This is a genomic window from Lentzea sp. NPDC102401 (genome assembly GCF_044765805.1).
In the GTDB taxonomy this organism is placed as follows: Bacteria; Actinomycetota; Actinomycetes; order Mycobacteriales; family Pseudonocardiaceae; genus Lentzea; species Lentzea sokolovensis.
Map to the genome: position 1 here is coordinate 227,462 of NZ_JBIWKS010000006.1, position 25,636 is coordinate 253,097.

A 25,636-nucleotide genomic window follows, 5' to 3' on the forward strand; every position below is an offset into this window, starting at 1 on the left:
CGTGAGCTGGACCGACATCGAGACCTGGATCGGCGAGAACTCCCCGGCGCTGTACGCCGTGTTGCTGCCGTCGTCGTCCGCTGTGGACATCGCGGACGCGGAGGAGAGCATCGGCTACGCGCTGCCCGCCGAGCTCGTCGCGTGGTGGCGGCAGTTCGGTGGCATCGGCGAGACCTACGCGCGCTGGGCGCTCGTGCCTCCGATGTGGCAGCCGCACGGCCTCGACAACGCGCTGCGCCTGCGCACGCTGATGATGCAGGCGATCAGCGGCATCGCGTTCCGCACGCTCGGCGAGGAGAAGGACTACGAGGCGGCCGCGCTGCGCGAACCGGCCGGCACGCCGTGCGTGGACATCTGGCTGCCCGCGTGGCTTCCGGTCGCCGCGGACGGGTCCGGGCACGAGCTGTTCGTGGACCTGCGCGGCGGGCCGCGGCACGGATGCGTGATGGAGTGGGACAAGTACAGCGGCGCGGACCGCGATCCGTTGTGGCCCAACGTGACCGCGATGCTCGACGACGCGTTGCGCGCGCTGCGCGGCGAAACCGGTCATCGCCTGGTGTTCGATCGCAACGACTTCCACTGGGAATGAGACGCGCGTCCCACTCTCACCGCGGGCTCACGTCCGGTTCGGTAGCGTGACTTCCCGGTCTTACCAACCAGACACAAGGAAGCGAGGTGAGCGACACATGCCAGGCGACAGTAGCCAGCACGGGTCACTTCACCTCGCTGACCCCATCCGGGCACGCTTCAGTTCTGGCGTGTGACGCACACCCCTGCACACAAGGGGAGTCACACGATGCACGTCTTCGACATGACGCTGCGCATCGCCGAGAGCATGGGCCTCGGCGCGTTGATCGGTTTCGAGCGGCAGTACCGCTCACGCATGGCAGGCCTGCGGACCAACGCCCTCGTGGCGGTGGGCGCCGCGCTGTTCGTTCTGCTGTCCGCACAGGGCTTCGACGGCCAGGGCGACCCCACGCGCGTCGCCGCACAGGTGGTGTCCGGCATCGGGTTCCTCGGCGCGGGCGTGATCCTGCGCGACGGCCTGTCCGTGCGGGGACTCAACACCGCGGCCACGCTGTGGTGCGCGGCCGCGGTGGGGTCACTGGCGGGCGCCGGCCTGCACGTCGTCGCGGCGGCCGGCACGGTGGCGATCATCGCGGTCAACGTCGGCCTGCGGGAGCTGGGCCGGGCCGTCGACCGCAAGGAAGAGGACTAAGGGCTTGGCCAGACGTTGTGTTGCCTACTCGTCCTGATGGCGTTTGCAAGTACCGCCAACTCGAGATCAACAGGCACTTTTCTACTACCAACAGGTCTCTCAGGCCTCAGAGCACAGGCGGGCGACGAACGCAGGTTGGGTGTGGTTGACGACGGTTCGATCAAGAGTTGGTGGTACTTGCAGGACTCTGTTGGCGAATCGTGGCGGTGCATGGGCGCTTGTCGCGGGCGCCCGGTTCACCCGGCGTGTACCTCGCACGCAGTAACCGCTCGATTCGCCAACAGAGTCCTTGCAGACGCCCACGAGCCACCGATGTTTCGGACAAGACCTCTGAGCAGGCGCTTAGCGCGGCTGGTAGGTCAGACAGTTCGCGAGATGGTCGCCTGCTCCTGCGCCGACCCGCACGCTCTGCGCCGTGCATTCGAGCGAGGCGTTGTGCGTGCAGTCGGTGCGGGAACAGGCACCCACCTGCGCGACGACCTTGTCCAGGCCGCCCTTCGTGCCCAGCGGGATGAACGTGCCGCAGTCGGCGGCGCCGTTGTCACCGCGCACGGTGATCGCGAAGGCGTGGCAGCCGTCGTGGTTGTAGGAGCAGTCGCTCACGGTGCAATCGTGGACCGCGGGCATCGCCGGGTTCTCAAGGGTGGTCATGTCCGCTCCTGCCGTGGTGGGAAAGGTTCGGTGATTCGGACGATGCCACCACGGCAGAAGGGCCGCAATTCGAAAGGAATTAGGCGAGCCTATCCTTTCGGGATTCCGCCACACCTATTTCCGTCAGCCGCGCCAACCACGGATGCGTGGCGTGGCCGAGCGTGATCGCATCGGCCAGCCACCGCCGTTGCTTCCCGCTGAGCTGCGGCAACGCCGCGTCGAAGTCGGCTTCGTCCTTCGGGCGCGGCGAATTCGCCTTGTAGAACAACTGGATCTCCGGCGCCAGGTACGGGATGCCTGCCGGGCTGACGCGGGTGAGCGTGTCGATGGACCTGCGCACCCGCGGATCGCGCCGGGAAACCCAGTCCTCGCCGGAGGATTCGTCGAGCATCAGCTGTACCCGCCATTGTTCGGACCCGGCCGGACGGCACCAGATGTCGTGCACATCGGCGAGAAGGATCTCGCCGGGTCGCCACGGGCGCAGCGTTCCCGGCGGGTCGGCCGTCCACCACTCCCAGCCCGCGAGTGCGCGTTGCGCCGCGAGCTGGTCGCGGCGCAACAGCAGCACGTCGACGTCCGAGTGCGGACGCACCGGGCGGCCGACCGCCAGTTCGACGGCGTGGCCGCCCGCGATCCACCAGGGAGGCTCGGTGAAGAGCGCCGCGACCTCGGCCGGGCTCAGTGGTTCCCACGGCAGCTCCGTGAGGTTCACCCGTGGTCGAGAACGCGCCGCAGGAACCGTTGCGTGCGTTCCTCCCGCGGCTCCGCGATCACCTGCGCGGGCGGCCCGCTCTCCACGATCACGCCGCCGTCCAGGAACAGCACCTGGTCCGCGACCTTCTCGGCGAACCGGATCTCGTGCGTCACGATGACCGTCGTCCACCCCTGCGACGCCAGGTCCTTGATGACCGCCAGCACCTCCCCCACCAGTTCGGGGTCCAGTGCGGACGTCGGCTCGTCGAACAGCACGACGCGTGGCTTCAACGCCAAGGCGCGGGCGATGCCGACGCGCTGCTGCTGGCCGCCGGAGAGCTGGTACGGGTACGAGTCGGCCTTGTCCGCCAGTCCCACCTGGTCCAGCAGGACGCGGGCCTCCGCCACCACCTCGTCCACCGGGCGCTTCTGGGCGACGATCGGGCCTTCGGTGAGGTTCTCCAGCACGGTGCGGTGCGGGAACAGGTTGTGCGACTGGAACACCATGCCGCTCTGCGCGCGCAGCCGCCGGCCCTCGGCTCGGCCCGCCTTGCCCGCGGGCAAGGCCGAGAAGTCGACGGACACGTCGTCGATGCGGACGACGCCGGCGTCCGGGGTGTCGAGGACGTTGAGCGAGCGCAGCAGGGTGGTCTTGCCGGAGCCGGACGGTCCCAGCAGTACGGTGGAGGTGCCGCGCGGGGTGGTGAAGTCGATGCCGCGCAGCACGTTCAGGTCGCCGAAGGACTTCTTCAGTCCGGTGACCTCGATGCGGATGTCGGTCATGCGATCACGTACCTGTTCAGCCTGGTCTCCAGTCGTTTCTGCCCGGCGGACAACGCCACGCAGATCACCCAGTAGTAGAGCCCCGCGAACGCGTAGAGGGCGAGGAACTCGTTGCTCTCGGCCGCGGCCAGCTGGGACTCGCGGAACAGTTCGGTCAGCAGCACGACCGAGCCGAGCGACGTGTCCTTGAGCAGCGACAGCAGTGTGTTGGACAGTGGCGGCACGGCGGTCCTGGCAGCCTGAGGCAGCACGATTCGGCGCAGCGTCTGCGCGTAGTCGAGGCCGATCGTCGCCGCCGCCTCGAACTGGCCGCGCGGCACGGACAGGATCGCCGAACGGACCACTTCGGCCGCGTAGCCGGCGACGTTCAGCGAGAACGCCACCACGGCGGCGGTGAAGGGCGGGAACTTCAGGCCTATCTGCGGCAGGCCGTAGAAGACGATGAACAGCTGCAGCAGCAGAGGGGTGCCGCGGATGATCGAGATGAACGCCCGCGCCAGCCCGGACAGCACGCGGTACGGCGAGATCCGGGCCAGAGCCACCAGCAAGGCGAGCACGAGTCCGATGGCGAACGACAGCGCGGTCAGCGGGATGGTGACCTTGACCAGGCCCACGAACATCGGCCACGCCGTCGAGCGCAGGATGTCCCACGTGCTGCGCGGGCCGCGTCCTTCCGAGAGGTCGGCGGTGCCACCGTTCTCGACGGACACGTCGGCCTTGAAGTACTTCTGGGAGATGCCGCGCAACGTGCCGTCGGCCTTCAGCGCGTCGATCGCGGTGTTCGCCTGGGTCAGCAGCGCCGAGTCGGCCTGGCGCAGCGCCAGGACCTGTTCGCTGCCCGCCTGGCCGGCGTCGCCCGCGATCTCGACGTCCTTCGAGCCGGTGGTGGCGAGGTAGTCGAGGACGGCGATGTTGTCGTTGACGATCGCGTCGACGCGGCCCTGCTGGAGCAGCGCGGCGGCCTGGGCGAAGCCTTCAACGGCCTCCACGCGGGCGCCGGCGTCGCGGGCGACCTTGGCCCAGTTGCTGGTGCTGGACTGGGCGGTGGTCTTGCCTCTCAGGTCCGCGATGGACTTGATCCGCTCGTCGCCGGTGCGGCGGACGATCACGCCCCGCGAGTAGGTGTAGGTACTCGACAGGCCGTACTTGGCGGCGCGTTCGGGGTTGCGCGACACCTGGTTCGCGATGAGGTCGATCCTGCCGGCGTCGAGCGCGGGGAAGATCGCGTCCCACTGCGTCTCGACGAACTCCAGCCGCCAGCCCGCCTTCGCGGCGATCGCCTTGACGACCTCGACGTCGTAGCCGGTGAGCTCCTGGGTCTGCGGATCGTGGAACGAGAACGGCGGGTAGGTGCCCTCCGTGCCGACGCGGACCAGCGGTGGTTGCTCTTGTTGCGCGTACGCCGGTGCGGGGACGACGATCAACAGCAGCAGGAGCAGCACCGCGCCCCTGAACACTTGTCGCATCCGGGCAGGGTAGAGCGAACAGGGCGACCGGCGCTGAAGATCCACTATGCGGGACGGGGTGTACGGCATGGCTACGGTGACCACCGCCGACGGACAGTTGGTGTCCTATGTGGACCACGGCGGTGACGGCCCGGCGGTCGTGCTGCTGCACAGCTTCCTGATGGACGCGACGATGTGGGCGCCGCAGGTCAAGGCACTCGGCGGCCGCTACCGGCTGATCGCGATCGACGAGCGCGGGCACGGCGACACGCCCGCCGATGCGCCGTTCGACCACTGGGACGTCGCCCGCGACACGCTCGCCGTCCTCGACGAACTGGGTGTGAACTCCGCCGCGGTCGTGGGCACCAGCCAGGGCGGGTTCGTGGCGCTGCGGATGGCGATGCTGGCGCCGGAACGGGTCACGGCGCTCGCGTTGCTGGGCACGTCCGGTGAGCAGGAGGACGAGCAGGTCTCCGACGCCTACCAGCAGCTCGCCGAGGTGTGGATCGCGCAGGGACCGGGATCGGTGATCGAGGCGGTCGCGAAGATCTGCCTGGGCGACTACGACCCGTCCGAGTGGACACCGAAGTGGAGCGAGGTCGAGCCCGAACGGCTGCGGCTGATCATGAACGCCCTGGTCGGCCGTGAAGGCGTGCTGGACCGGGCCGGGCAGATCGACGTGCCCGCGCTCGTGCTGCACGGCACCGCCGACCTCGCCTATCCCGTCGCGAAGGCAGAAGCACTGGTCGCGGCGCTGCCCAAGGCCGAGCCGCTGGTCCTCGTCGAGGGTGGCGCGCACTTCCTGAGCCTCACGCACGCCGCCGACGTGAACCCGCACCTGGAGCGGTTCCTCAGCGCGAACCTCTGACGGCCCAGGCCTTGGCGGTCAGTTCGATGGGGCCTTCCCCGGGCAGACGGGAGCGGAGCAGGTCGCGCACGGCGTCGAGTTGCTCCGGCGGCAGCGTCGCGGCGTAGGCCGGTGCCGCGCCCGTACCGCCCAGGAACGGTTCCCAGAAGTCCGCGAAGTCGCGGAACACCGTGGGCACGACGATGCCGGTCACCTCGACGTCGCGCAGACCGGCGCCGGTCCACAGCACGCGCAACGGGTCGGCACCGCTCACGTCGCTGAAGCGCAGGCCCTCGTCGTGCGAGGCCGCGGCGGGGTCGACGTCCTTCGCGGCGTCCCAGAACAGCCGCATCATCCGCATGCCGCTCGTGTAGTCCCACAGGTACGAGCCGACGTACGACCCGGCGCGGGCGAACTCCCCCACCGCCTGGGCCGCGTCGGGCACGAACGTGAGGACGAGTCCGCTGACCACGACATCGGCGGTGCGTCCGCCCAGGTCGGTGGCGTCGCCGACCTCGAACGTGGCGCCGGGGACGCGCTGCCGGGCGCGGTCGAGGAAGCCTTCCGACGGGTCGATGCCGGTGATCGCGGCCGGTCGGGCGTGTGCCAGCACGGTCTCGGTCAGCGCGCCCGTGCCGCAGCCGACGTCGAGCCACGTCCGGCCGGGCGGCGCGTCCAGCCAGCGCAGGAACTCGACCGCGACGGGCCGGCTCCACCGGCCGACGTACCGCTCGTAGGCGTCACCGAAACCCCACACGCGTTGAAAGTAGCCCAGCCGGCCCGAACGCACCCCTGCAGGGAATATCCGGGGGCTGGTCCGGTTAAGCTAGATGATACGTCAACTAGCGAGGTCGGGTGTGCTGTGAAGATCGCTGTTCTCGGTGCGGGCCACGTCGGTCCCGTCCTCGCGCGCCTGGCCCTGGCCGCGGGCTACGAGGTGGGCATCGCGGGGTCCGGCGACCCCGCGCGGATCGAGATGATCACCGAGTTCCTCGCGCCGGGCGCCGTCGCGCAGACCGCTTCCGACGCCGTCGCGGACGCCGGCCTCGTCGTGCTGGCGATCCCGTGGCATCGGTTCTCGACGCTCGATCCGCGGATGTTCGCGGGCAAGGTCGTCATCGACTCGATGAACCACTGGCCGCCGGCCGCGGAGCCGTTGGGCACGAGCGAGGACGTGGCGCGGCGACTGGTGGGCGCGCAGGTCGTCAAGACCCTCAACCACGTCGCCTACCAGGACATGGAACCCGCCGGTGGCCGCGCCGTCGGCCTGGCCGGTGACTCGCCGGCCGCGCTGGAGGCCGTGGCGGCGTTCCTGGAGCGCATCGGGTTCGACCCGGTGCCGGTGGGGTCCCTGGCCGCGGGACGGCTGCTGGAACCCGGCGGCCCGGTGTTCGGCGTCGCGGCCGGCAGGCAGGAATTCGAGAAGTTCACCAAGGAGCAGTCATGACCACGTTCGGACTCGACACGTTCGGCGACGTCACCCACGACGCGTCCGGCACCCCGCTGTCGCACGCCCAGACCATTCGCAACCTGGTCGAGCAGGGCGTGCTGGCCGACCAGGTCGGCCTCGACTTCTTCGGCATCGGCGAGCACCACACCCCGGACATGCCGCTGTCGGCGGCCGACGTGGTGCTGGCCGCGATCGCCGCACGCACCTCGAAGATCCACCTCGGGTCGGCCGTGACCGTGCTCAGCTCGGACGACCCGGTGCGCGTGTACCAGCGGTTCTCGACGCTCAACGCCCTGTCGGACGGCCGCGCGGAGATCATCCTGGGCCGCGGGTCCAGCGTGGACTCGTTCCCGCTGTTCGGCTACGACCTCGCGGACTACGAGGACCTGTTCGAGGAGAAGACGCACCTGTTCGCCGAGCTGCTCAAGGGCGGCCCGATCACCTGGCAGGGCAAGACGCGGGCGGCGCTGCACGAGCAGGACGTCGTGCCGTTCACCGAGCCGTTCCCGACGTGGATCGGTGTCGGCGGCAGCCCGCAGTCCGTCGTGCGCGCGGCGTCGTACGGGTTCTCGCTGATGCTCGCGATCATCGGTGGCCACCCCGCCCGGTTCGCGCCGTTCTCGGAGCTCTACCTGCACGCGCTGGAGAAGTTCGGCCGCGACCCGTTGCCGATCGGGATCCACTCCCCCGGCCACGTGGCGCCGACCGACGAGCAGGCGCGGGAGGAGTTCTGGCCGCACTACCTCGACGTGATCGGGCGGCTCGGCAAGACGCGCGGGTTCTCCACGCCGACGCCGGAGTCGTACGCGCACGAGGTGGGACCGCACGGCGCGCTGTTCGTGGGGTCGCCGGAGACCGTCGCGACGAAGATGGCGGCCACCATGAAGAAGCTGGACGCGAGCCGGTTCGACCTGAAGTACGGGATCGGCGGCCTGTCGCACGAGTCGCTGACGCGGACGATCGAGCTGTACGGGACGAAGGTCGTGCCGCTGGTGCGGGACATGCTCGCGTGAGGTGAGGGGGCTGGGGTTTCCAGCCCCCTAGTGTCACTTCTTGGACGAGGCGATCTCGCACTCCTTGGCGTGCTCCAGGCCGAGCGAGATCGACGCGGCGTCGTTGTTGGGGCCGCCCAGGGCGTAGCTGATGATCTCCGAGCCTGGTTCGTTGAGCACCTCGACGTAGCGGACCCCCTTGCCGCGCAGGCACTGCACGACGCGGTTGGCGAAGTCGAGGGCCTCCGGGTTGGAGGTGTCCTTCTCCCACGGGGGCAGCGGCGACTTCGACTCGCACGCCTGCAGCGCCTTGTCGAGCTCTTCCTTCGTGGGTTCCGGGCGGCCGCTTCCCTCGGCGGAGCGTCCCTTCTTGTCCAGGCCGAAGCCCGCCAGGCACTGGTCGTACGGCGCTTGAAGGGCTTCGAAGTCCTCCGGGGTCATGTCGAGGCGTTCGCGGGGCCGTTGCTCCTGGGCGGCCGATGTCGTGGCCGCGCTGCTGGGCGGCGTCGAGATCGAGGCGACCTGGGGCTGGGCCTCGGGCTTTCCGCACGCGGCCAGGAGTAACAACAGGGCCAGGGTGGCCTTCTTCATCGCGGGATTTCCTTTCGTCACGCGGCGAGCGCCTGCGTCGGGGTGAGCCGGGCGGCGCGGATGGAGGGGTAGAGGCCGGCTGCGGCGCCCACGACGAACGCGGCGAGCACGCCTGTGGCCAGGACTTCGAGGGGGATGACGAGCGGCCAGCGGTGCAGGGTCGCGTAGCCCGCGACCCCGAGCGCTCCCAGGGCGGTGCCCGCCAGTCCTCCCAGGCCGGAGAGCAGGACGGCTTCGGTGAGGAACTGCGCGCGGATGTGGCCGCGGGTGGCGCCGAGCGCGCGGCGCAGGCCGATCTCGCTGCGGCGTTCGAGCACGGAGATCACCATCGTGTTCGCCACGCCGACGCCGCCCACCAGCAGCGCGACGCCCGCGAGCCCCAGGAACAGCGCGCTGTAGGAGTTCTGGGTGGCGCGTTTGGCCGCCAGCGCGTCGGACGGGCGACTCACCTGCACCAGGCCGGGGATCTCGCCGTGGAGCGTGGCGGGCAGGATCGCGCGAACGTCCTCAATGGACTCCTCACGGGCTTTGACGTAGACGACGGTGGGGTGGCCGTCGAACCCCAGTTGCGTGCGAGCGGCGTCCCAGCCGACCAGCACCGAGCGTTCGATGTCGGGTGCGAGCGGCATGGGGCCCAGGACTCCCGTCACCGTGAACCACTTCTCCCCCATGAACACCGCGGGGTGTTCGCCCACGGCCGGGATGCCGAGCCGCTGGGCGGCGACGTTGCCGAGCACGACGCTCGGGAAGTCCGGCCGTGGCAGGAAGTCTCCGCTCTGGACGTGGCCGTTCACGGTGTCCAGGAGGTTCGGGGTGGCGGCGAGGACGGTGATGTCGGAGCTGTGGCCCGGGTCGAGCAGGTCGTTGCGGCGGACTCGGGTGTGGGTGTTGGCAACGGCCGCGGCGGCCGTCACCGGGCCGATGCGCTGGACCATCGCCACCGAGGACTCCGGGAACAGCACCGGGTCGTCCTGACGTGGGGCGGGCTGGACGCGCAGGAGGTTGGTGCCGAGGGTGGTCAGTTCGTCGAGCAGGGCCTGCTGGCTGGAGGCCGGGATGCCGGTCACGACCACGACGGTGGCGATGCCCAGGGCGATGCCGAGTGCGGACAGGGCGGCTCGCAGGCGGCGGGTGCGCATGCCGAGCGAACCGAGGGACAGGAGGTCGACGGGGGTGAGACGGGTCATCGCGCACGCTCCCCGAGCGGGCCGACGCGGGTCATCGGGTGCTCCCGGCGTTGAGGCGCGGGAAGGTGACGGTGGCGGCGGCCTGGTCTCCGGTGTCCGCGATGATCCGCCCGTCGCGCAATTCCACCCGGCGTGGCAACGAGGCGGCGATGTCCCGATCGTGCGTGATCAGCGCGATGGTCGTCCCCTGCCGGTTCAGCTCCCGCAGCAACTCCAGCACCGCGAGCCCGTTCGCGGTGTCCAGCGCTCCGGTCGGTTCGTCGGCCAGGACCAGGGCAGGGTCGTTCACGACGGCGCGGGCGATGGCGACGCGCTGGCGTTCGCCTCCGGAGAGCTCGGACGGGCGGTGGTCGGTGCGGTGCCCGAGGCCGACGCGGTTCAGCGCCTCGACGGCGAGCGGGCGGCGGTCCTTGCGGCGCACGCCCGCGTAGAGGAGGCCGGTGGCCACGTTCTCCGTGGCGGTCAGACCGTCGGACAGGTGGAACTGCTGGAACACGAACCCCAGCCGGCTGCCGCGCAGCGCGGACAGGCGGCGGTCCGGGAGGCGGGAGACGTCCTGGCCGTCGATCTCCACGGTGCCGGACGAGGGCAGGTCCAGGGTGCCGACGAGGTGCAGCAGGGTGGACTTGCCGGAGCCGGACGGGCCCACGATCGCGAGCAGCTCGCCTGCGTCGACCTGCAGTGACACGTCGTCGAGCGCCGTGACGCCGCCGGGGTAGCGCTTGGTCACCGAGTGCAGGGCGAGGACCGGGGTCATTGGGCGGTCACCACTTCCAGGCCGTCGGTGACGCCGTCGCCGGAGATCTCGACCTTGTCCTGCGAGTACAGGCCTGTTCGGACGGCCTTCAAGCCGCCGGAGGGCAGTTGGACGGCGTAGCCGCCCTCTTTCAGCGCCACCAGGGCAGCCAGCGGGACGGTCAGCACACCGGCACGGCTTTCGGTCGTGATCGTGAGGCGGACGGGGGCGGTGTCCAGGTCCTCGACGTCGGCCGGGTTGTCGGGGGTGACCACGACGTCGGCTTTCGGGCCGCCACCGTTGTCGGCGGGGGCGGCCACCGGCGTCACCGAGGTGACCTTGGCGGGGACGGCGCGGTTGTCCGGGCGCACGATCGTGACCGGCAGGTCCGCCTTCAGCACGCCCGCCTCGGAGACCGCCACCTGCAACGAGACCAGGCGCGTCGTGGGTGTGAGTTCGAAGAGTTCCTCCGCGGCGGGATCGCCGAGCTGGGCCTTCACGGTGCCGACGCGCATCGGGCGGTCCAGGACCAGCACGCGGCCGGGCGCCAGGACGCCGGTCTGGTCGGCACCGAGCGCCTTCTGCCACTTCTTCAGGGACTCGACGACGCGCGGGGTCAGTTCGGCCTTCGTGGCGTCCGTGGGCCGGGTGCCGACCGAGTAGCCCAGGGCGGCGAGGTTGTCGATCACCACGGCCACGTCCGAACCCTTGAGGCCGGGGGTGTCCAGGGCGCGGAACAACGGGGTGGCGCCGAAGAACACGACGACGGGCTGGTCGTCGACGCGGTAGAGCTCCTTGCCCAGTTCGGTGGCCTGGCCGGTGGCCGGGAGCTTCGTGACGGTGCCCGTGGCGCCCTTGACGGGGCGGGCGGTGCCGAAGCCGAGCTGGGCCTGGAGCGTGCGGGTGTTCGTGAGGTCCCCCTTTCGCACGGTCGTGGTCTTCACCGCTGGTGGAGGGGCCGCGGCGGGCTCGGGCGGCCGGGCGCGCACCACCAGCACCACGGCGATGACGACCACGACGAGCACCGTGACCGCGATGACTGTCCTGCGCATGCCGTGGATCTTCGGAGGCACTTGTGAGGATCCTGTGTGGAACCGGTGATCGCCGTGAGGGCGTCCCTATGATCGGCCGGGTGAGCGCTCTCATCCTGGTCGCGGAGGACGACGAGAACCAGGCCGAGCTGGTGCGCCGCTACCTGGAGCAGGACCATCATCGCGTGCTCGTCGTCCACGACGGACGGGACGCGCTCGACGTGGCCCGTGATCGGCAACCCGCGCTGGTGGTGCTCGACCTGATGCTGCCGGGGCTGGGCGGGCTGGACGTGTGCCGGGCGCTGCGGGCCGGTTCGGACGTGCTGGTGCTGATGCTGACGGCGCGGTCCACTGAGGACGATCTGCTGCACGGGCTCGGGATCGGCGCCGACGACTACATGACCAAGCCGTTCAGCCCGCGCGAGCTGGTGGCGCGGGTGCGGACGTTGCTGCGGCGGGTGCCCGCGGACAGGCCGGAGCCGGTGCTGGAGGTCGGGCCGATCGTGGTCGACCAGCTGCGGCACGAGGTGCGGGTGCGCGGCGGGCTGGTCGAGTGCACGCCGGGCGAGTTCGGACTGCTGGAGGTGCTGGCGTCCGAAGTGGACAGGGTGTTCAGCCGCGAGCAGCTGCTGGAGCGGATGCACGGCATCGACAGCTTCCTGACCACGCGCACGATCGACACGCACGTGAAGAACCTGCGCCGCAAGATCGAGACCGACCCGCGCGTGCCCGCTCACCTCGTCACCGTCTACGGCATCGGCTACAAGCTCACGGCCGGACGCGCCGATGCGCCGTAGCGTCTTCACGCGACTGCTCGTGGTCGTGGTGCTGATCGCGGTCTGCTCGATCACCGCGACGGCGTGGCTGGCGACGCAGCTGACCAAGGCGTCGATCGCGCGCGAGCAGGGCCGTGAGCTGGCGTCGGACAACAGGATCTACACGACGTTGCTCGCCTACGCGGCCGAGCACCGCGACTGGTCCGAAGTGGACGGTTACGTCGACTCGCTGATGACCGAGCACCCCGGCCGGCGCCTCGTGCTGGTCACCAAGGACGGCCGCACGGTCGCGGATCGCGGCGGCGACGGCGGTGAGCTGCCCGCGAAGGCCGCGGCCGTGGTCGATCCGCTGGCGGTCGACCCGGTGCTGGTGCCGGGCGCCCCCGCGGACCGGATCGACAAGCGCGTGCTCGGGCCGTTCCGCACGCCGATCGACTTCCGCGACCGCGAGGACCCCACGGGCTCGCTGTTCTGCCTGCGGCTGGTCAAGAAGGAACAGGCGCGCCTGGACTGCCGGGAGCGGGACCTGCCGTTCGACACCGCGGCCGACTTCTCCGCGTTGCTGGAGCTGGAGGACCTGGTCGACGCGTGCCTGGCGCGCCGGACGCTGCCGCCGGTGGAGCTCGATCCCGACTTCACGCCGGCGGTCAAGCAGTCCACGGGCGTGCCGCCGCCGGACGAGCCCGCCGTCGCCGCCTGCGTGGCCGCGTCACGGAAAGAGCAGCTCACGCCGTACGTGGCGCAGCCGGTCCTGCTGTACCTGACGAACCCCACGGGCACGCCGACCACCGCGATCTCGTTGTCGGGCAACGGCTGGCAGGTCGTGGGGGCCGCGGCGGCGGTGCTGCTGGCCGCGATCGGGGTGGCGGCGTTCGCGGGGGCGCGGATCACCCGGCCGCTGCGGGCGTTGACCGCGGCCGCCCAGCACATGTCCGGTGGGAGCGAGATCCCGCCGGTGCCGGTGCGCGGGCAGGACGAGATCGCGGGGCTGACCAGGGCGTTCAACACGATGGCCGCGACCAGGGCGCAGGTCGAGCGGGCGCGCAAGGCGATGGTCAGCGACGTCGCGCACGAGCTGCGGACGCCGTTGAGCAACATCCGGGGCTGGCTGGAGGCGGCCGAGGACGGGGTGAGCGACCTCGATCCGGCGCTGATCACGTTGCTGCTCAAGGAGGCGCTGGTCCTGCAGCACGTCGTGGACGACCTGCAGGACCTCGCCGTGGCCGACGCGGGCTCGCTGCGCCTGACGCTCGAACGGGTGAACGTCGCGAGCGCGTTGGAGCAGGTCCAAGCTGCGCACGACGTTCGTGCCACGCAGGCCGGCGTCACGCTCACGGCGTCCGCGGACGCCTCGCTGACCGTGCCGGCCGATGCCCTGCGGTTGCGGCAGGTCCTGGACAACCTCGTCGCGAACGCGCTGCGCTACGTGCCCACCGGCGGGTCGGTGGCGGTCGAGGCAGCGGCGGAGAACGGCGGGGTCGTGTTCAGGGTGACCGACACCGGTTCGGGCATCTCCGAGGACGATCTGCCGCACGTGTTCGACCGGTTCTGGCGCGCGGACAAGTCGCGCAGCCGCGCCACGGGTGGCAGCGGGCTGGGGCTCGCGATCGTCCGCAAGCTCGTCGAGGCGCACGGCGGTACGGTCGATGTGACCAGCACGACAGGTGTCGGAACCACGTTCCGCGTCCGTTTGCCGGAACTCAGCTGATAGACCCAGCGTTAGTTCGCTGGAGAGGAAACCGGTGATTGTTCCCATGCCCACGAGCGCGCCCCGTCGCACGGGCTCGTTCGTACTGACCGAAGACGTGACCGTCCGGGTGACCGGGCAGGCGCGCACCGCGGCCGCGATGCTGCGCGAGCACATCTTCCGGGAGACCGGTTACCTGCTGGCGGAGTCGCCCGACGGCATGCTGATGGTGTCGCACGACCCGGCGATGCGCGGGCTCGGCCCCGAGGGATACGCGCTGCTGGTCAGCAACGACGCGGTGATGCTGCGCGCGGGCACCCAGGCAGGGCTGCGGCACGGCGTGCAGTCGTTCCGGCAGCTGATGACCCGGGACGCGACCGTCCGCGCGGCCGATCTGCGCGACTCCCCCGCGTTCGCGTGGCGCGGTGTGTCCAGCGCGCTGCTACCGCCCGCCGAGATGCGCAAGGCCATCGACCGGATGGCCGCCTACAAGCTCAACGTCCTGCACGTCTTCCCCGAAGGCGATCCGGACGCGCTGCGCGACCTCGTCGAGTACGGCCGCGATCACGGCATCATCGTCGTGCCGGAACTGAGTCCGGCGACGATCGAGTTGCTGGAGCTGTTCCCGAGCCGCTGGGTGCACATCGGTACGGCCAAGCTGACGACCAGGTTCGCCGGTTTGCTGGAACGCCACGGCAAACTGCCGGTGCGCTGGCACGACGGCAGCACGGACGTTCTCGGCCCGCACGGCAAGCTCGCCGAAGGCGACGACGGACTGCGTGCCGTCGCGACGGCGGGCTGGGTCGGCGAACTGCGCACGACGTCTGCCGTGGCGCCTGCCTGGTAGCCGTTCACAGTGGTGGTGTGACCGCAGGTCAGATGAGGCCCGCGGTTCACATGTTTATCTTTGATCAGCCGGTGTCCTGGGTGCTCGGAAGTCGTGTGGCAGGAGAAATTCCGCTGCACCAGGCCCTGTGATCACATCCGTGAACATGTCCATTGGCTGTTGTCCCACCACGATCATCTGGTTCGGCGCTGTGAGCGCGTGCGATCGTGGTCGCTGTGCGGGCCTCTTCGAAGTTCCGGCAGATCCATCCGTTCCGGCTGCTGCTCATCGACGACGACCGGGAGCTGGTGGAACTGCTCGCCGCGGTGCTGCGCGGCGAGGGATATGACGTCGACGTCGCGTTCGACGGGCAGCGCGGACTGCATCTCGCGCTCACCCGGCCCTACGACGTGGTGGTGATCGACCGCGCCCTGCCGGTGCTCGACGGCCTGGACCTGTTGTCCCGGTTGCGTTCCCGGTCCGTGCGGACGCAGGCGCTGATGCTCACCGCGATGGGGTCGGTGCACGACCGGATCGACGGCCTCGACGCGGGCGCGGACGACTACCTGACGAAACCGTTCGACCTGCGCGAGCTGACCGCGCGGCTGCGGGCGCTGTGCCGGCGGGCCGCGGAACTGGCCGCGGTGCTGCGCATCGGCGCCGGCCGCCTGGAGCTCGAACAACACCAGGTCGTGCTGCCCGACGGCGAGAAAGTACCGCTCACCACCAGGGAGTTCGCGCTGCTGCGGGTGCTCGCCACGCATCCCGAGACCGTGCACACGCGGGCGGCGTTGCGGCGCACGGTGTTCTGCGACGCACCCTCCCAGTCCATTGTGGACACCTACGTGCACTACCTGCGTTCGAAGGTAGGACGTTCGGTCGTGCAGACGGTTCAGGGCATCGGCTACCGGTTGGGGGCGCTGTGAGGTCGTCGTGGGCCGAGACGGAACGCGCGGAGGTCCGGCACGCGCGGTTGCGGGTCAGCGTGCTGGTGGGCCTGGCGATCACGCTGATGATCGCGTTCGTCGGTGCGATCGCGTACGTCGTGATGGTGCACGCGCAGGAAACCCAGGTCTCGCGCGAACTTCGCTACAACGCCCAGTACGGCGTGCCGGGCGTCGCACCCCGATGCGCGTGGGTGTTCGTGCTGGAGGACGGCGTGCTGCACCTCGGTCCGCTGGAGGTGCCGGGCGGGTTCCCGCTGCGTTCTGACATCGATGCCGTGCACGCGTCCGGCACGTCCGTTTCCCGTGACGTGACCGCCAACGACACCGAGTACATGGTGCTCACCGCTCCCGGCGCGAACGGCACGACGGTGCAGTCGGTGTTCGACATGCGCTACCAGCTCTCCGACCGCTCGCACCTGGTGCAGGCACTGGCGATCGCGCTGGTGGCCGGCCTGCTGGTGGCGGCGCTGATCGGCCTGGGCGTCAGCCGCCGCACCGTGGGCCCGTGGGCGGAGGCGCTGGCGAGGCAACGCCGGTTCGTCACCGACGCGAGCCACGAACTGCGCACCCCGATCGCCCGCGCCTACCTGCGCGCCCAGCTCCTCGCGGCCGCCGCCGACCTGCCCGACGACCAGCGCACCAACCTCGACGCGCTGGCCAGGTCGATCCGCGGCCTCGCCGACGTCGTGGACGACCTCCTGGCGTCCGCACAGCTTCACCAGCGGCTCGACGGCAGACCCGTCGACCTGGCCGACGTCGCGGAGGCCGCGGTGGTGGGCGAGACCGAACGGGCAGCCGAACGGCGGATCACCCTGTCGCTGGACCATCCCGGGCATCCGGTGGTGGTCAGCGGGATCGAGACCGGGCTGCGGCGGGCCGTCGACGAACTCCTGGCCAACGCCGTCCGGCACACGCCGGAGGGTGGGCGGATCGCGGTGCGCGTGGGTGTGGTCGCCGGGCAGGTGGAGCTGGTGGTGGAGGACAACGGTGAGGGGTTCGAGCCCGGTGAGGCCTCCCGGTTGTTCGACCGGTTCCACCGAGGGGTCGGTGAGGGGCGGTTCGGGCTGGGGCTGTCGCTGGTGCGGGAGATCGTGACCGGGCACGGCGGGACGGTGGAGGCGGTGGGGCGGCCTGGGACGGGTGCCCGGTTCACGTTGCGGATTCCGGTGTCGCGGCGGGAGGCGATTGCGGTGCGGGAGCGGATCACCATCGCCTGACCGCGAGTCCGGCCGCGCGGTGGCGACGGGGCGGCCGGTGGCTCCTGCCGGCCGACAGCAGGCGGGAGCCACCACGCGGCCGTCACCGCCGGCCGCACCCTCTCACCACTCCCCCGCGACCACCACCTCTGCCGCCACCCGGACGTCCACGTCCAGCGGCCGGTCCGGATCGACCGGATCGATGGCCTCGGCGAGCGCGTCCAGCAGCGCGGCGCACCGGGGCGCGGTCGGGTAGCGGCCTCCCACGTGCACGGCCTGGCGCAGCCCCAGCGCGAGCGAGCCGCACAGCAGCCGCAGCAGCTCCGCGAGGTCGTAGGCGCGCAGGGCGGCCTGGGTGCCGAACGGCACCACGTCCTGGTTGTGCAGGTTCGTGGGCAGGCTCTGGGTGCTGGCCGGCAGGACTCCGCGCCGGATCTCCGCGACGAACGCGGTCGTGGCCAGTTGGACGCCCTGCAGTCCGTGCTGCTGGCCGGGTCCGGCGGCGAGCATCGGCGGGAGGCCGGTGTTGCGGGCCGGGTCGACGAGCAGGTCGAGCTGGCGTTCGGCCAGGTTGCCCAGGGACGCGGTGACCATGGCCAGGACGTCCGCGGCGAAGGCAGCCGGTTGGCCGAAGAAGTTGCCGCCGTGCGCGACCAGGTCGTCGACCGGGAAGAACAGCGGGTTGTCGCTGACGCCGCCCAGGTCCGCCGACACGACTCCGTCCACGTAGCGCAAAGCGTCTTCCGCTGCGCCCAGGAGTTGGGGTGAGCAGCGGATGCTGTACGGCTCCTGCAACGCGCGCAGGCCCGTGGGTGTGGTGCCGTCCAGCATGGTGCGCATCCACGACGCCACCGTCACCGCGCCGCTGTGGCCGAAGGCGGAGATCAGGCGCGGGTCGGTGAAGCCGGGGTCGGCGCCGAGGACGTCCACCAGCAGGCAGGTCAGGTCGGCCAGGGCCCGGTGGGACGAGCGGACCGACGACTGGGCCAGTGCCAGGGCGGCGGTGGTGACGGAGGTGCCGTTGACCAGGGCCAGCGCGTCGCGGCCGTCCAGTTCCAACGCCGTCAGGCCGGCCGAGGCCAGGGCTTCGGCGGCGGGCAGGCGGACGCCGTCCAGGTAGGCGTGGCCGCGGCCGCGGAGAGCCTGGGCGGCGTAGGCGAGCGGGATGAGGTCTCCGCTGGCGCCGACGGAGCCGTAGCGCGGGATGGCCGGGACGAACGTCGTCGCGAACATCTCCGACAGACCCGAGACGACGTGTGCGGACACGCCGGACAGGCCTTGGGCCAGCGACCAGGTCCGCACGAGCAGCGCGGCCCTGGCGATGTCCAGGGGCAGGTCGGGGCCTTGGCCCGCGCCCAGGTGTGCGAGGGTGTTGTCGCACTGGTCGGCCTCCGAGGACCGGCCCGCGAAGCCCACCAGGGCGCCGAATCCGGTCTTGGCGCCGTACACCGGGCGTTCGTCGTCGGCCAGCACCGTGCGCAGGTAGGCGCGGCCGCGGTCCACCCGGTCGCGGACGTCGGTTCCGACGAGCACGTCCAATGGCGCGGACGAGCGCAGCAGGTGCGCTGGAGTCAGGGGCGAACCCAGGTCCACGGACGTGTCTGAAGCGGTCGTGGTCACCGCACGGACGGTAGGCAGCCGATCTCAGAAAGTTCTGAGATCGCGTGGGTAGCTTCCCCGTCCATGGCTCACGACTACCTGATCATCGGCGCGGGACCGGCCGGTTTGCAGCTCGCCGCACTGCTCGAGCGGGACGGTCGCGACTACGCGGTCCTCGAACGCGGCAGCGGGGCCGGCACGTTCTTCACCCGGTACCCGCGGCACCGCAAGCTCATCTCCATCAACAAGGTCCACACCGGGTTCACCGACCCGGAGCAGCGGATGCGGATGGACTGGAACTCGCTGCTGCTCGACGACCCCGAGCTGTTGTTCACCCGCTACACGCCGCGGTACTTCCCGGACGCCGACGACATCGTCCGCTACTTCCAGGACTGCGCCGCCGGGCTCAACGTGCATTACGACATCGATGTCACGCGCATCTCCCGCGACGACACCGGGTTCACCGTCGCCGACCACAGCGGACAGACGTGGCACGCGAAGAACCTCGTGATGGCCACCGGGGTCTCCCAGCTGCACGTGCCGCCGATCCCCGGGATCGAGCACGCCGAACGCTACGACACCTTCGACACGGACCCCGAGTCGTTCACCGACCAGCGGGTGCTCGTGATCGGCAAGGGCAACTCGGGCTTCGAGACCGCCGACGCGCTGGTCGAGACCGCGGCCGTCATCCACGTCGCCGGGCCGCACTCGGTGAAGCTGGCGTGGCAGACGCACTACGTCGGGCATTTGCGGGCGGTGAACAACAACTTCCTCGACACCTACCAGCTCAAGAGTGAGAACGCGGTCATCGACGGCTCCATCGAACGCATCGAGCCCAGGCCGGAAGGCGGGTTCCGGATCCAGTTCCGGTACGCGCGCACGGTCGAGAAGGTGCGGGAACTGGAGTACGACCGGATCATCGCGTGCACCGGGTTCCGGTTCGACGCCTCGATCTTCGCCGACGGCTGCCGGCCGGCGCTGATCATCAAGGACCGGTTCCCGCAGCTGACGTCGGCGTTCGAGTCGACGACCGTGCCCGGCCTGTACTTCGCGGGCACGATCACGCAGTCACGTGACTTCAAGAAGTCGACCAGCGGGTTCATCCACGGCTTCCGCTACGGCGCCCGCGCGCTGCACCGCGTCCTGAGCGCCCGCAACCACGGCACCCCCTGGCAGGGCACGGACCTGGAGCTCTCGCCGGAGGCCATCAGCGACGCGGTCATCGCCAGGGTGAACACGTCTTCCTGTCTGTGGCAGCAGTTCGCGGTCATGGGCGACGTCGTCACGGTCGACGACACCACCGCGCGGTACACCGAGGAGGTGCCGGTCGCGTACGTGGCGGACGGCGGCATGGGACCGGCCGAGCACCGGTTCGTCGCGACGCTGGAATACGGACCCGACCACGACACCGTGGACCCGTTCGACATCACCATCCCGCGCGTCGCCGAGAACGACCCCGTCAACGCGGCCGACGCGAGCTACCTGCACCCGGTGGTCCGCTACTACCGGCACGGCGTGCTCGCCGCGACCCACCACCTGGCCGAGAACCTCGAGAACCACTGGGACATGCCGGAGGTGCACCAGCAGCCGCTGGTGGTCTTCGTGAAGGAATGCCTTGCCGGCGCGTGACGAGCCGTTCCCGCGCGCCGTGCTCGACGTGCTGGGCGCCGCCGCGGACCGGCCGGTGTTCGAGCACGGCACCCGCGTGGTGACCGGGTCCGAGATGCTCGACCTGATCGCACGGATCGCGACCGGCTTGCGCGCCGGCGGGATCGGGCCCGGTGACGGGCTCGCGCTGCTGCTCGGGGTGAACGCGGAGGCGTTCGCGACGATCCTGGCCGGGCACGTGGTGGGTGCGCGGGTGGTGGGGGTGCGGCCGGGGCTGACGGAGGCTCAGGTGCGGCACCTGCTCGGCCTGGACATCGCGGCGGTGGTGACGGACGCGGCCGGTGTGACAACAGCAGTGACCGACACGTCCGGCGTCGCGGGGGTGGAAGGGGCGCTGGTGCGGCTCGCCGTCGCCGACCTGCTCGCCCACTCCCCCGAGCCCCCGGTCCGCGACACCGACGACCTCACCGGGCATCCCGCCGAACCCCTGCGGTGCGAGGGCAGGCCCGGCGACATCGCCCGGCTGATCCACACCAGCGGCAGCACCGGCGCGCCCAAGGCGTGCGCGCAGACCTACGCGTCGATGACCAACGCGTGGACCGCCCGGCCCGACGCCTGGCCTCCCGCGGTCCGGGAGCTCGCGACGAGACTCGACCGCTACCTCGTGTTCGGATCGCTGTCGAGCCAGGTGATGTTCGAGTACGCGGTGCTGACCCTGACCGCCGGAGGCACGATCGTCGTCGCGGGCGACCCGGCCGACGCGATCACCCGTCTGAAGGCCACCGCGCGCGTGATCACCGTGCCAGGACTGGCGAAGCTCGTCGCCGCGCAGAAACGCGACCCCGCCGACCTGTCGTCGTTGAAAGCGCTGCTGGTGTCGGGCTCTCCCCTGACTCCCGAACGGCACCGCGACGCCCTGGACACCCTGGGGCCGGTGCTCTTCCACGGCTACGGCCAGACCGAGACCGGCATGATCTCGATGGCCACGCCGGCCGATCCTCCCGGCACGGTGGGGAAACCGCCGGTGGACGTGGAGGTCCGCGACGGCGAGCTCTTCGTCCGCACGCCGGGACAGGCCTGCGGCTACTGGGGCGACGCCGGGGAGTCGGCCGAGGTGTTCGTGGACGGCTGGGTCCGCACGCGCGACCTCGGCCGGTTCGACGCCTTCGGCTACCTGCGCCTGACCGGCCGGGTCCGCGACGTCGTGATCGTCAACGCGAACCTGCACCACATCGGCCCGATCGAGCAGGTGATCGCCCTGCATCCGGACGTCGCGGAGGCCTACGTCGTCGCGGTGCCGGACGACGAGACCGGCGAGGCCGTGCACGCCTTCGTGGTCCCCAAAGCGGATCGCGCCCCCGAACTCGACGAGCTGCGCGAGCTCGTGACCGAACGGCTGGGCGCGGCCTGCGCTCCCGTGACGGTCACCGCGATCTCAGAACCTCCCGTCGCTCCCAGCGGCAAGCCCGACAAGCGTCAGTTAGCCGAAAAGATCAACTCCGCGTGAAGGAGAACGTCGTGTCCAGCGAGGTTTCGACCGAGTATCTCGTGATCGGTGCCGGTCCGGCGGGGCTGCAGGCGTCCTACCTGCTCAAACAGGCCGGACGCGAGCACCTGGTGCTGGAGGCCGGTGAGGCGGCGGGGACGTTCTTCACCCGCTTCCCCCGGCACCGGCAGCTGATCTCCATCAACAAGGTCTACACGGGCTGGGACGACCCGGAGCTGAACCTGCGCGTCGACTGGAACTCGTTGCTGTCCGACGATCCGGCGCTGCTGTTCACCGGCTACACCCCGCGCTACTTCCCCCACGCCGACGACATGGTCCGCTACCTCGGCGACTTCGCGGTCAAGAACGACCTGCCCGTCCGCTACGACACCAGGGCCGTGTCGGTGAACCGGCCGGACGACTTCGTGGTGCGCGACCAGCACGGCGTCACCTACCGGGCGAAACGGATCATCGTCGCTACCGGCGTCTCGCAGCAGTACGTGCCGGACATCGACGGCGTCGAGCACGCCGAGCACTACTACGACGTCTCCGTTGAGCCGCAGGACTTCGTGAACAAGAAGGTGCTGATCATCGGGCGCGGCAACTCCGCGTTCGAGACCGCCGACGCGCTGGTTGAGACCGCCTCGGTCATCCACGTCGCCGGGCCCGGTTCGCTGAAGCTGGCGTGGCAGACGCACTTCGTCGGCCACCTGCGGGCCGTGAACAACAACTTCCTCGACACCTACCAGCTCAAGTCGCAGAACGCCGTGCTGGACGGGCACATCGCGGGCATCCGCCGCGACGGCGACGACTACCTGGTGAAGGTCAGCTTCCAGCGGGTCAACGAGGTGATCAAGGAGATCCGCTACGACCGGGTGATCCTCGCGACCGGGTTCCGGTTCGACGCCTCGATCTTCGCGCCGGAGTGCCGCCCGCAGCTCACGATCAAGTCGCGGTTCCCGGACCAGACGGCCGCGTGGGAGTCGGTGAACGTGCCGGACCTGTTCTTCGCGGGCACGATCACGCAGGCCAGGGACTTCAAGAAGTCGACCAGCGGGTTCATCCACGGCTTCCGCTACGGCGTGCGCGCGCTGCACCGGATCGTCGAACAGCGCTACCACGGCGTCGACTGGCCCAGCCGTTCCGTCGCTCCCGAGGACGTCACCGACGCGATCATCGAGCGGGTCAACCGGACTTCCGCGCTGTGGCAGCTGTTCGCGTTCATGGCGGACGCGGTGCTGACGTTGCGCGACGGCACGGTCCGCTACGTCGAGGAGGTGCCGGTCGCGCACCTGCACGAAGCGGTGGAACGCGGCGAGTTCGGCGACGTCGAGTCGTACCTGACGGTCACGCTGGAGTACGGCGCGGACCACGACAAGATCAACCCGTTCGACATCAGCGCCGGCCGCAACTCCCAGGACGACACCAGCGGGCTCGACGGCCGCTACCTGCACCCGGTCGTGCGGCGGTTCCGCTGCGGCGAACTGCTCGACGAGCACCACATCACCGAGAACCTCGAGAACGAGTGGGACAGCGAGACCGTCCACAAGGCACCGTTGCGGGAGTACCTGCGGTGAACCCGGTGCTCGCGGAACTGCGCGACAAGGCACGCGCGGTGCTCGACCCCGTCCACTACGACTTCTTCGCGGGCGGGGTCGGGGACGAGGTCGTGCTCGCGGAGAACGAGGCCGCGTTCGGGCGCCTCGCCCTGCTGCCCAGGGTGTTGCGGGGCAACGAGATCAGCGACGACTTCCCGGTGATGATCTCGCCGACCGCGTTCCACCGGCTCGCCCATCCCGACGGCGAACTGGCGACGGCGCGGGCGCTGTCCGGAACGACGCTGGTGTCGAGCATGGCCTCGACCGTGCCCATCGCCGACGTCGTGGCGGCCGCGACCGGGCCGGTGTGGTTCCAGCTGTACGTGCAGCCGGACATGGACGTCACGGAAGTGCTGGTGCGGCGGGCGGAACGGGCGGGGTGCGCGGCGTTGGTCGTGACGGTCGACTCCCCCGTGTTCGGACGGCACCGGCGCGACATCGCGCACGGCTTCCACGACCTGCCCGCCGGGCTGACAGCCGAGAACATGCGTGATCTGGCAGGAGAGGCTCTGCGGAACATCGAGATGTCGACGGCGATCTCGTGGAAGCACGTCGACCGGATTCGGGAGATGACCGCGCTTCCGTTGTGGGTCAAGGGTGTCCTGCACCCGAAGGACGCCGTGATCGCGTTGGAGCACGGGGTGGCGGGCATCGTCGTGTCCAACCACGGCGGCCGTCAGCTCGACCTCGTGCCGGCGGCGCTCGACGCGTTGCCCGCCGTGGTCGACGCGGTGGCCGGACGGGTGCCGGTCGTGCTCGACGGTGGCGTTCGCGGCGGAGGGGACATCGCGCTGGCACTGGCACTGGGCGCGTCGGCGGCCGGGATCGGCAGGCCCGTGCTGTGGGGGCTGGCAGCGGACGGAGAGCAGGGCGTCCGGCGGGTGCTCGACGTGCTGCGCGACGAGTTCCTGCACGTCCTGGCGCTGTGCGGCGGCGAACTGACCCGTGACATGGTCGTGGTCCGAGGGGTGACCGGATGCTGAACCGGTTGCCCGCACGAGTGGTCGCGTTGCGCGCCAAGGTGTTCGAGAAGGTCAACGGGGACAACGCCATCACGTTCCCGAACGCCCAGGTCGGGCCCGACCGCTTCCAGGAGCTCTACAGCCACCCCGCCGCGAACGGCCGCAGCCGGGGCGCCGGGCTGTCCGACCTGTTCTGGTACTGGCTCTCCCCCGGCCCCGAGGTGCACCAGGAGCATCTGGAGGCCGGGCCGCGCTACGACGACGTGGCCCGCGCGACCCGCACCTTCCTCGCCGGGCCGAGCGACGCGCTGTCGGCGACGGCGACGCGCTGCACGGCCAAGGTGCTGGACGAGGTTCTCGGCGGCCGCGTCACCGCCGTGCGGTTGCGCGACCTGATGATGCCGGTGTGGGCCGAGTACTTCTACGAGCTGGTGTTCGCCGAACCGTGTCCTCGCCTCGCGCGTGACCTGATCGTCGGACACGCCACCGACGTCGTGAACTCGTTGAAGTGCACCAGCTTGCGCCACCCCGCCCGCCGCGACCGCCTCACCCGCTACCTGAAGGTGCGGCTCGCGGACGTCCGGCATCCGCTGCCCGGGACGCTGTCGGAGGCCGAACAGGTGCACTACCTGCAGGGCACCTACTTCAACACCGCCGTCGTGCAGATGGCGGAGGCGATGGCGCACCTGCTCCTCGCGCTGGCCCAACATCCCGAAGCGGCGAGCCGAATCGACGACGACAGGTACTTCGCCCACGTGCTGGACGAGACCTTCCGCCTCTACCCGTTGTTCGGCATCGCCCACCGCATCACGACCGCCGACATCGAACTGGACGAACACACGTCGTTCCCCGCGGGTTCGGTGCTGTGCTTCAACTATCCCGCCTACCACGCCACCGGTTACGAGAACCCGCAGGAGTTCGACCCCGGTCGCTGGGAGAACACCGCGGCACGCAACGAGCACCACATCCCGTTCGGCGTCGCCGCCAACCGCCCCTGCCCGGCCTGGCGGCTCTCCCCCATCGCGATGCGCGCGGCAGCTCGGGAAGTGCTGCGCCGCGTCTCGCCGCACTCCTCGGTGACGCACACCCGGTCGTTGCCCAGCCGAGGGCCGTGCCTGCTCGTCCGAGACGGCCAGGTGCCACGACGGCGCCTGGTCCTCATGCGCGTGCGCGACCGCTGGGAGGACGTCTGGCGCAGCGTCGTCCAGCTCGTGCTCGGCACCGCGATGGTGCTGCACGCCCACCGGCTCCGGCCGGCCGGGCGCTATTTCGACACGCACGACACGCAGGGTTGCCCGGTCCGGCACTGACCACAGGAGATGCCCG

The 25,636-nt window shown here is 70.5% G+C and carries 24 protein-coding genes and 1 pseudogene; 15 read left to right on the top strand and 10 right to left on the bottom strand.

The genetic code is table 11. The features are described from left to right. The first annotated feature begins 1 nt into the window (after position 1). Positions 2-589, top strand: a complete 588-nt coding sequence (locus tag ACIRG5_RS22795) for an SMI1/KNR4 family protein (protein WP_402907607.1) — start codon at positions 2-4, stop codon at positions 587-589. Positions 590-796: 207 nt separating this feature from the next. Continuing rightward, a pseudogene (locus ACIRG5_RS22800) lies at positions 797-1,213 on the top strand (MgtC/SapB family protein); the annotation flags it as partial. A 348-nt stretch (positions 1,214-1,561) separates the two neighbouring features. On the opposite strand, the gene ACIRG5_RS22805 reads toward ACIRG5_RS22800, so the two are convergent. The 4 genes from ACIRG5_RS22805 to ACIRG5_RS22820 all read right to left on the bottom strand — a co-directional run bounded on the left by ACIRG5_RS22805 (position 1,562) and on the right by ACIRG5_RS22820 (position 4,812). Then, positions 1,562-1,870 (bottom strand): DUF1540 domain-containing protein, encoded by a 309-nt coding sequence (locus ACIRG5_RS22805; protein WP_402907610.1) that lies wholly within the window; start codon positions 1,868-1,870, stop codon positions 1,562-1,564. 79 nt (positions 1,871-1,949) lie between these two features. Continuing rightward, positions 1,950-2,582 (bottom strand): nucleotidyltransferase domain-containing protein, encoded by a 633-nt coding sequence (locus ACIRG5_RS22810; RefSeq protein WP_402907613.1) that lies wholly within the window; start codon positions 2,580-2,582, stop codon positions 1,950-1,952. Next, positions 2,579-3,346: an amino acid ABC transporter ATP-binding protein gene (locus ACIRG5_RS22815; protein WP_402907616.1), complete on the bottom strand. Its 768-nt coding sequence runs from the start codon at positions 3,344-3,346 to the stop codon at positions 2,579-2,581. The genes ACIRG5_RS22810 and ACIRG5_RS22815 overlap by 4 nt, the downstream gene beginning before the upstream one ends. Next, entirely contained in the window at positions 3,343-4,812 is a 1,470-nt protein-coding gene (locus tag ACIRG5_RS22820; protein WP_402907619.1) for an ABC transporter substrate-binding protein/permease, read from the bottom strand. Before ACIRG5_RS22820 ends, ACIRG5_RS22815 begins: the two co-directional genes overlap by 4 nt. A gap of 67 nt (positions 4,813-4,879) precedes the next feature. Between ACIRG5_RS22820 and ACIRG5_RS22825 the strand changes: the two genes are divergently transcribed. After that, a complete protein-coding gene (locus tag ACIRG5_RS22825; protein WP_402907622.1) occupies positions 4,880-5,659 on the top strand; it encodes an alpha/beta fold hydrolase in 780 nt (259 codons plus the stop codon). On the opposite strand, the gene ACIRG5_RS22830 is transcribed toward ACIRG5_RS22825, so the two are convergent. Then, positions 5,643-6,395, bottom strand: coding sequence for a class I SAM-dependent methyltransferase (locus ACIRG5_RS22830; RefSeq protein ID WP_402907624.1), 753 nt, complete (start codon positions 6,393-6,395; stop codon positions 5,643-5,645). The two genes, ACIRG5_RS22825 and ACIRG5_RS22830, sit on opposite strands and share 17 nt — an antisense overlap. Positions 6,396-6,500: 105 nt before the next feature. Here ACIRG5_RS22830 and ACIRG5_RS22835 point away from each other — a divergent pair, with 105 nt between their 5' ends. Together ACIRG5_RS22835 and ACIRG5_RS22840 are read left to right on the top strand one after the other, a co-directional pair. Then, a complete protein-coding gene (locus tag ACIRG5_RS22835; RefSeq protein ID WP_402907626.1) occupies positions 6,501-7,085 on the top strand; it encodes an NADPH-dependent F420 reductase in 585 nt (194 codons plus the stop codon). Then, the gene (locus ACIRG5_RS22840) at positions 7,082-8,101 is read left to right on the top strand and encodes an LLM class flavin-dependent oxidoreductase (protein WP_402907629.1); all 1,020 of its coding nucleotides are present in this window, start codon (positions 7,082-7,084) and stop codon (positions 8,099-8,101) included. The genes ACIRG5_RS22835 and ACIRG5_RS22840 overlap by 4 nt, the downstream gene beginning before the upstream one ends. Before the next feature lie 33 nt (positions 8,102-8,134). Here ACIRG5_RS22840 and ACIRG5_RS22845 read toward each other — a convergent pair whose 3' ends face one another. The 4 genes from ACIRG5_RS22845 to ACIRG5_RS22860 are packed head-to-tail and all read right to left on the bottom strand — an operon-like array spanning position 8,135 to position 11,646. Further along, positions 8,135-8,671: a hypothetical protein gene (locus ACIRG5_RS22845; protein ID WP_402907632.1), complete on the bottom strand. Its 537-nt coding sequence runs from the start codon at positions 8,669-8,671 to the stop codon at positions 8,135-8,137. Positions 8,672-8,688: 17 nt separating this feature from the next. After that, a complete protein-coding gene (locus ACIRG5_RS22850; protein ID WP_402907635.1) occupies positions 8,689-9,858 on the bottom strand; it encodes an ABC transporter permease in 1,170 nt (389 codons plus the stop codon). 31 nt (positions 9,859-9,889) lie between these two features. Beyond that, a complete protein-coding gene (locus ACIRG5_RS22855; RefSeq protein ID WP_402907638.1) occupies positions 9,890-10,615 on the bottom strand; it encodes an ABC transporter ATP-binding protein in 726 nt (241 codons plus the stop codon). Continuing rightward, positions 10,612-11,646 carry a peptidoglycan-binding protein gene (locus ACIRG5_RS22860; RefSeq protein ID WP_402907641.1) on the bottom strand — a complete coding sequence of 345 codons (1,035 nt, stop codon included), beginning with the start codon at positions 11,644-11,646 and terminating at the stop codon, positions 10,612-10,614. Before ACIRG5_RS22860 ends, ACIRG5_RS22855 begins: the two co-directional genes overlap by 4 nt. Before the next feature lie 80 nt (positions 11,647-11,726). Between ACIRG5_RS22860 and ACIRG5_RS22865 the strand changes: the two genes are divergently transcribed. The 5 genes from ACIRG5_RS22865 (at position 11,727) to ACIRG5_RS22885 (ending at position 17,078) form a co-directional block, all read left to right on the top strand. Beyond that, a complete protein-coding gene (locus ACIRG5_RS22865; protein WP_402907644.1) occupies positions 11,727-12,422 on the top strand; it encodes a response regulator transcription factor in 696 nt (231 codons plus the stop codon). Next, positions 12,412-14,109, top strand: a complete 1,698-nt coding sequence (locus tag ACIRG5_RS22870; protein WP_402907647.1) for a sensor histidine kinase — start codon at positions 12,412-12,414, stop codon at positions 14,107-14,109. The genes ACIRG5_RS22865 and ACIRG5_RS22870 overlap by 11 nt, the downstream gene beginning before the upstream one ends. Before the next feature lie 34 nt (positions 14,110-14,143). Next, the gene (locus tag ACIRG5_RS22875; RefSeq protein ID WP_402907650.1) at positions 14,144-14,935 is read left to right on the top strand and encodes a glycoside hydrolase family 20 zincin-like fold domain-containing protein; all 792 of its coding nucleotides are present in this window, start codon (positions 14,144-14,146) and stop codon (positions 14,933-14,935) included. 215 nt (positions 14,936-15,150) lie between these two features. Beyond that, entirely contained in the window at positions 15,151-15,840 is a 690-nt protein-coding gene (locus tag ACIRG5_RS22880) for a response regulator transcription factor (protein WP_319980668.1), read from the top strand. After that, the gene (locus ACIRG5_RS22885) at positions 15,837-17,078 is read left to right on the top strand and encodes a sensor histidine kinase (protein WP_402907654.1); all 1,242 of its coding nucleotides are present in this window, start codon (positions 15,837-15,839) and stop codon (positions 17,076-17,078) included. The genes ACIRG5_RS22880 and ACIRG5_RS22885 overlap by 4 nt, the downstream gene beginning before the upstream one ends. Before the next feature lie 102 nt (positions 17,079-17,180). Here the strand turns inward: ACIRG5_RS22885 and ACIRG5_RS22890 are convergent, their stop codons facing one another. Then, the gene (locus ACIRG5_RS22890) at positions 17,181-18,677 is read right to left on the bottom strand and encodes an aromatic amino acid ammonia-lyase (RefSeq protein ID WP_402907657.1); all 1,497 of its coding nucleotides are present in this window, start codon (positions 18,675-18,677) and stop codon (positions 17,181-17,183) included. Between the two features lie 63 nt (positions 18,678-18,740). On the opposite strand from ACIRG5_RS22890, the gene ACIRG5_RS22895 reads away from it, so the two are divergent. The 5 genes from ACIRG5_RS22895 to ACIRG5_RS22915 are packed head-to-tail and all read left to right on the top strand — an operon-like array spanning position 18,741 to position 25,620. Then, the gene (locus tag ACIRG5_RS22895; RefSeq protein ID WP_402907660.1) at positions 18,741-20,285 is read left to right on the top strand and encodes an NAD(P)-binding domain-containing protein; all 1,545 of its coding nucleotides are present in this window, start codon (positions 18,741-18,743) and stop codon (positions 20,283-20,285) included. Beyond that, positions 20,272-21,771, top strand: coding sequence for a class I adenylate-forming enzyme family protein (locus tag ACIRG5_RS22900; RefSeq protein WP_402907662.1), 1,500 nt, complete (start codon positions 20,272-20,274; stop codon positions 21,769-21,771). The genes ACIRG5_RS22895 and ACIRG5_RS22900 overlap by 14 nt, the downstream gene beginning before the upstream one ends. Before the next feature lie 11 nt (positions 21,772-21,782). Beyond that, complete coding sequence (locus tag ACIRG5_RS22905) at positions 21,783-23,327, top strand: NAD(P)-binding domain-containing protein (protein ID WP_402907665.1); 1,545 nt, start codon at positions 21,783-21,785, stop codon at positions 23,325-23,327. After that, complete coding sequence (locus ACIRG5_RS22910; protein WP_402907668.1) at positions 23,324-24,331, top strand: alpha-hydroxy acid oxidase; 1,008 nt, start codon at positions 23,324-23,326, stop codon at positions 24,329-24,331. Before ACIRG5_RS22905 ends, ACIRG5_RS22910 begins: the two co-directional genes overlap by 4 nt. Further along, on the top strand, positions 24,325-25,620 hold the full coding sequence (locus ACIRG5_RS22915) for a cytochrome P450 (protein ID WP_402907671.1): 1,296 nt from the start codon (positions 24,325-24,327) through the stop codon (positions 25,618-25,620). The genes ACIRG5_RS22910 and ACIRG5_RS22915 overlap by 7 nt, the downstream gene beginning before the upstream one ends. Positions 25,621-25,636 lie beyond the last annotated feature (16 nt).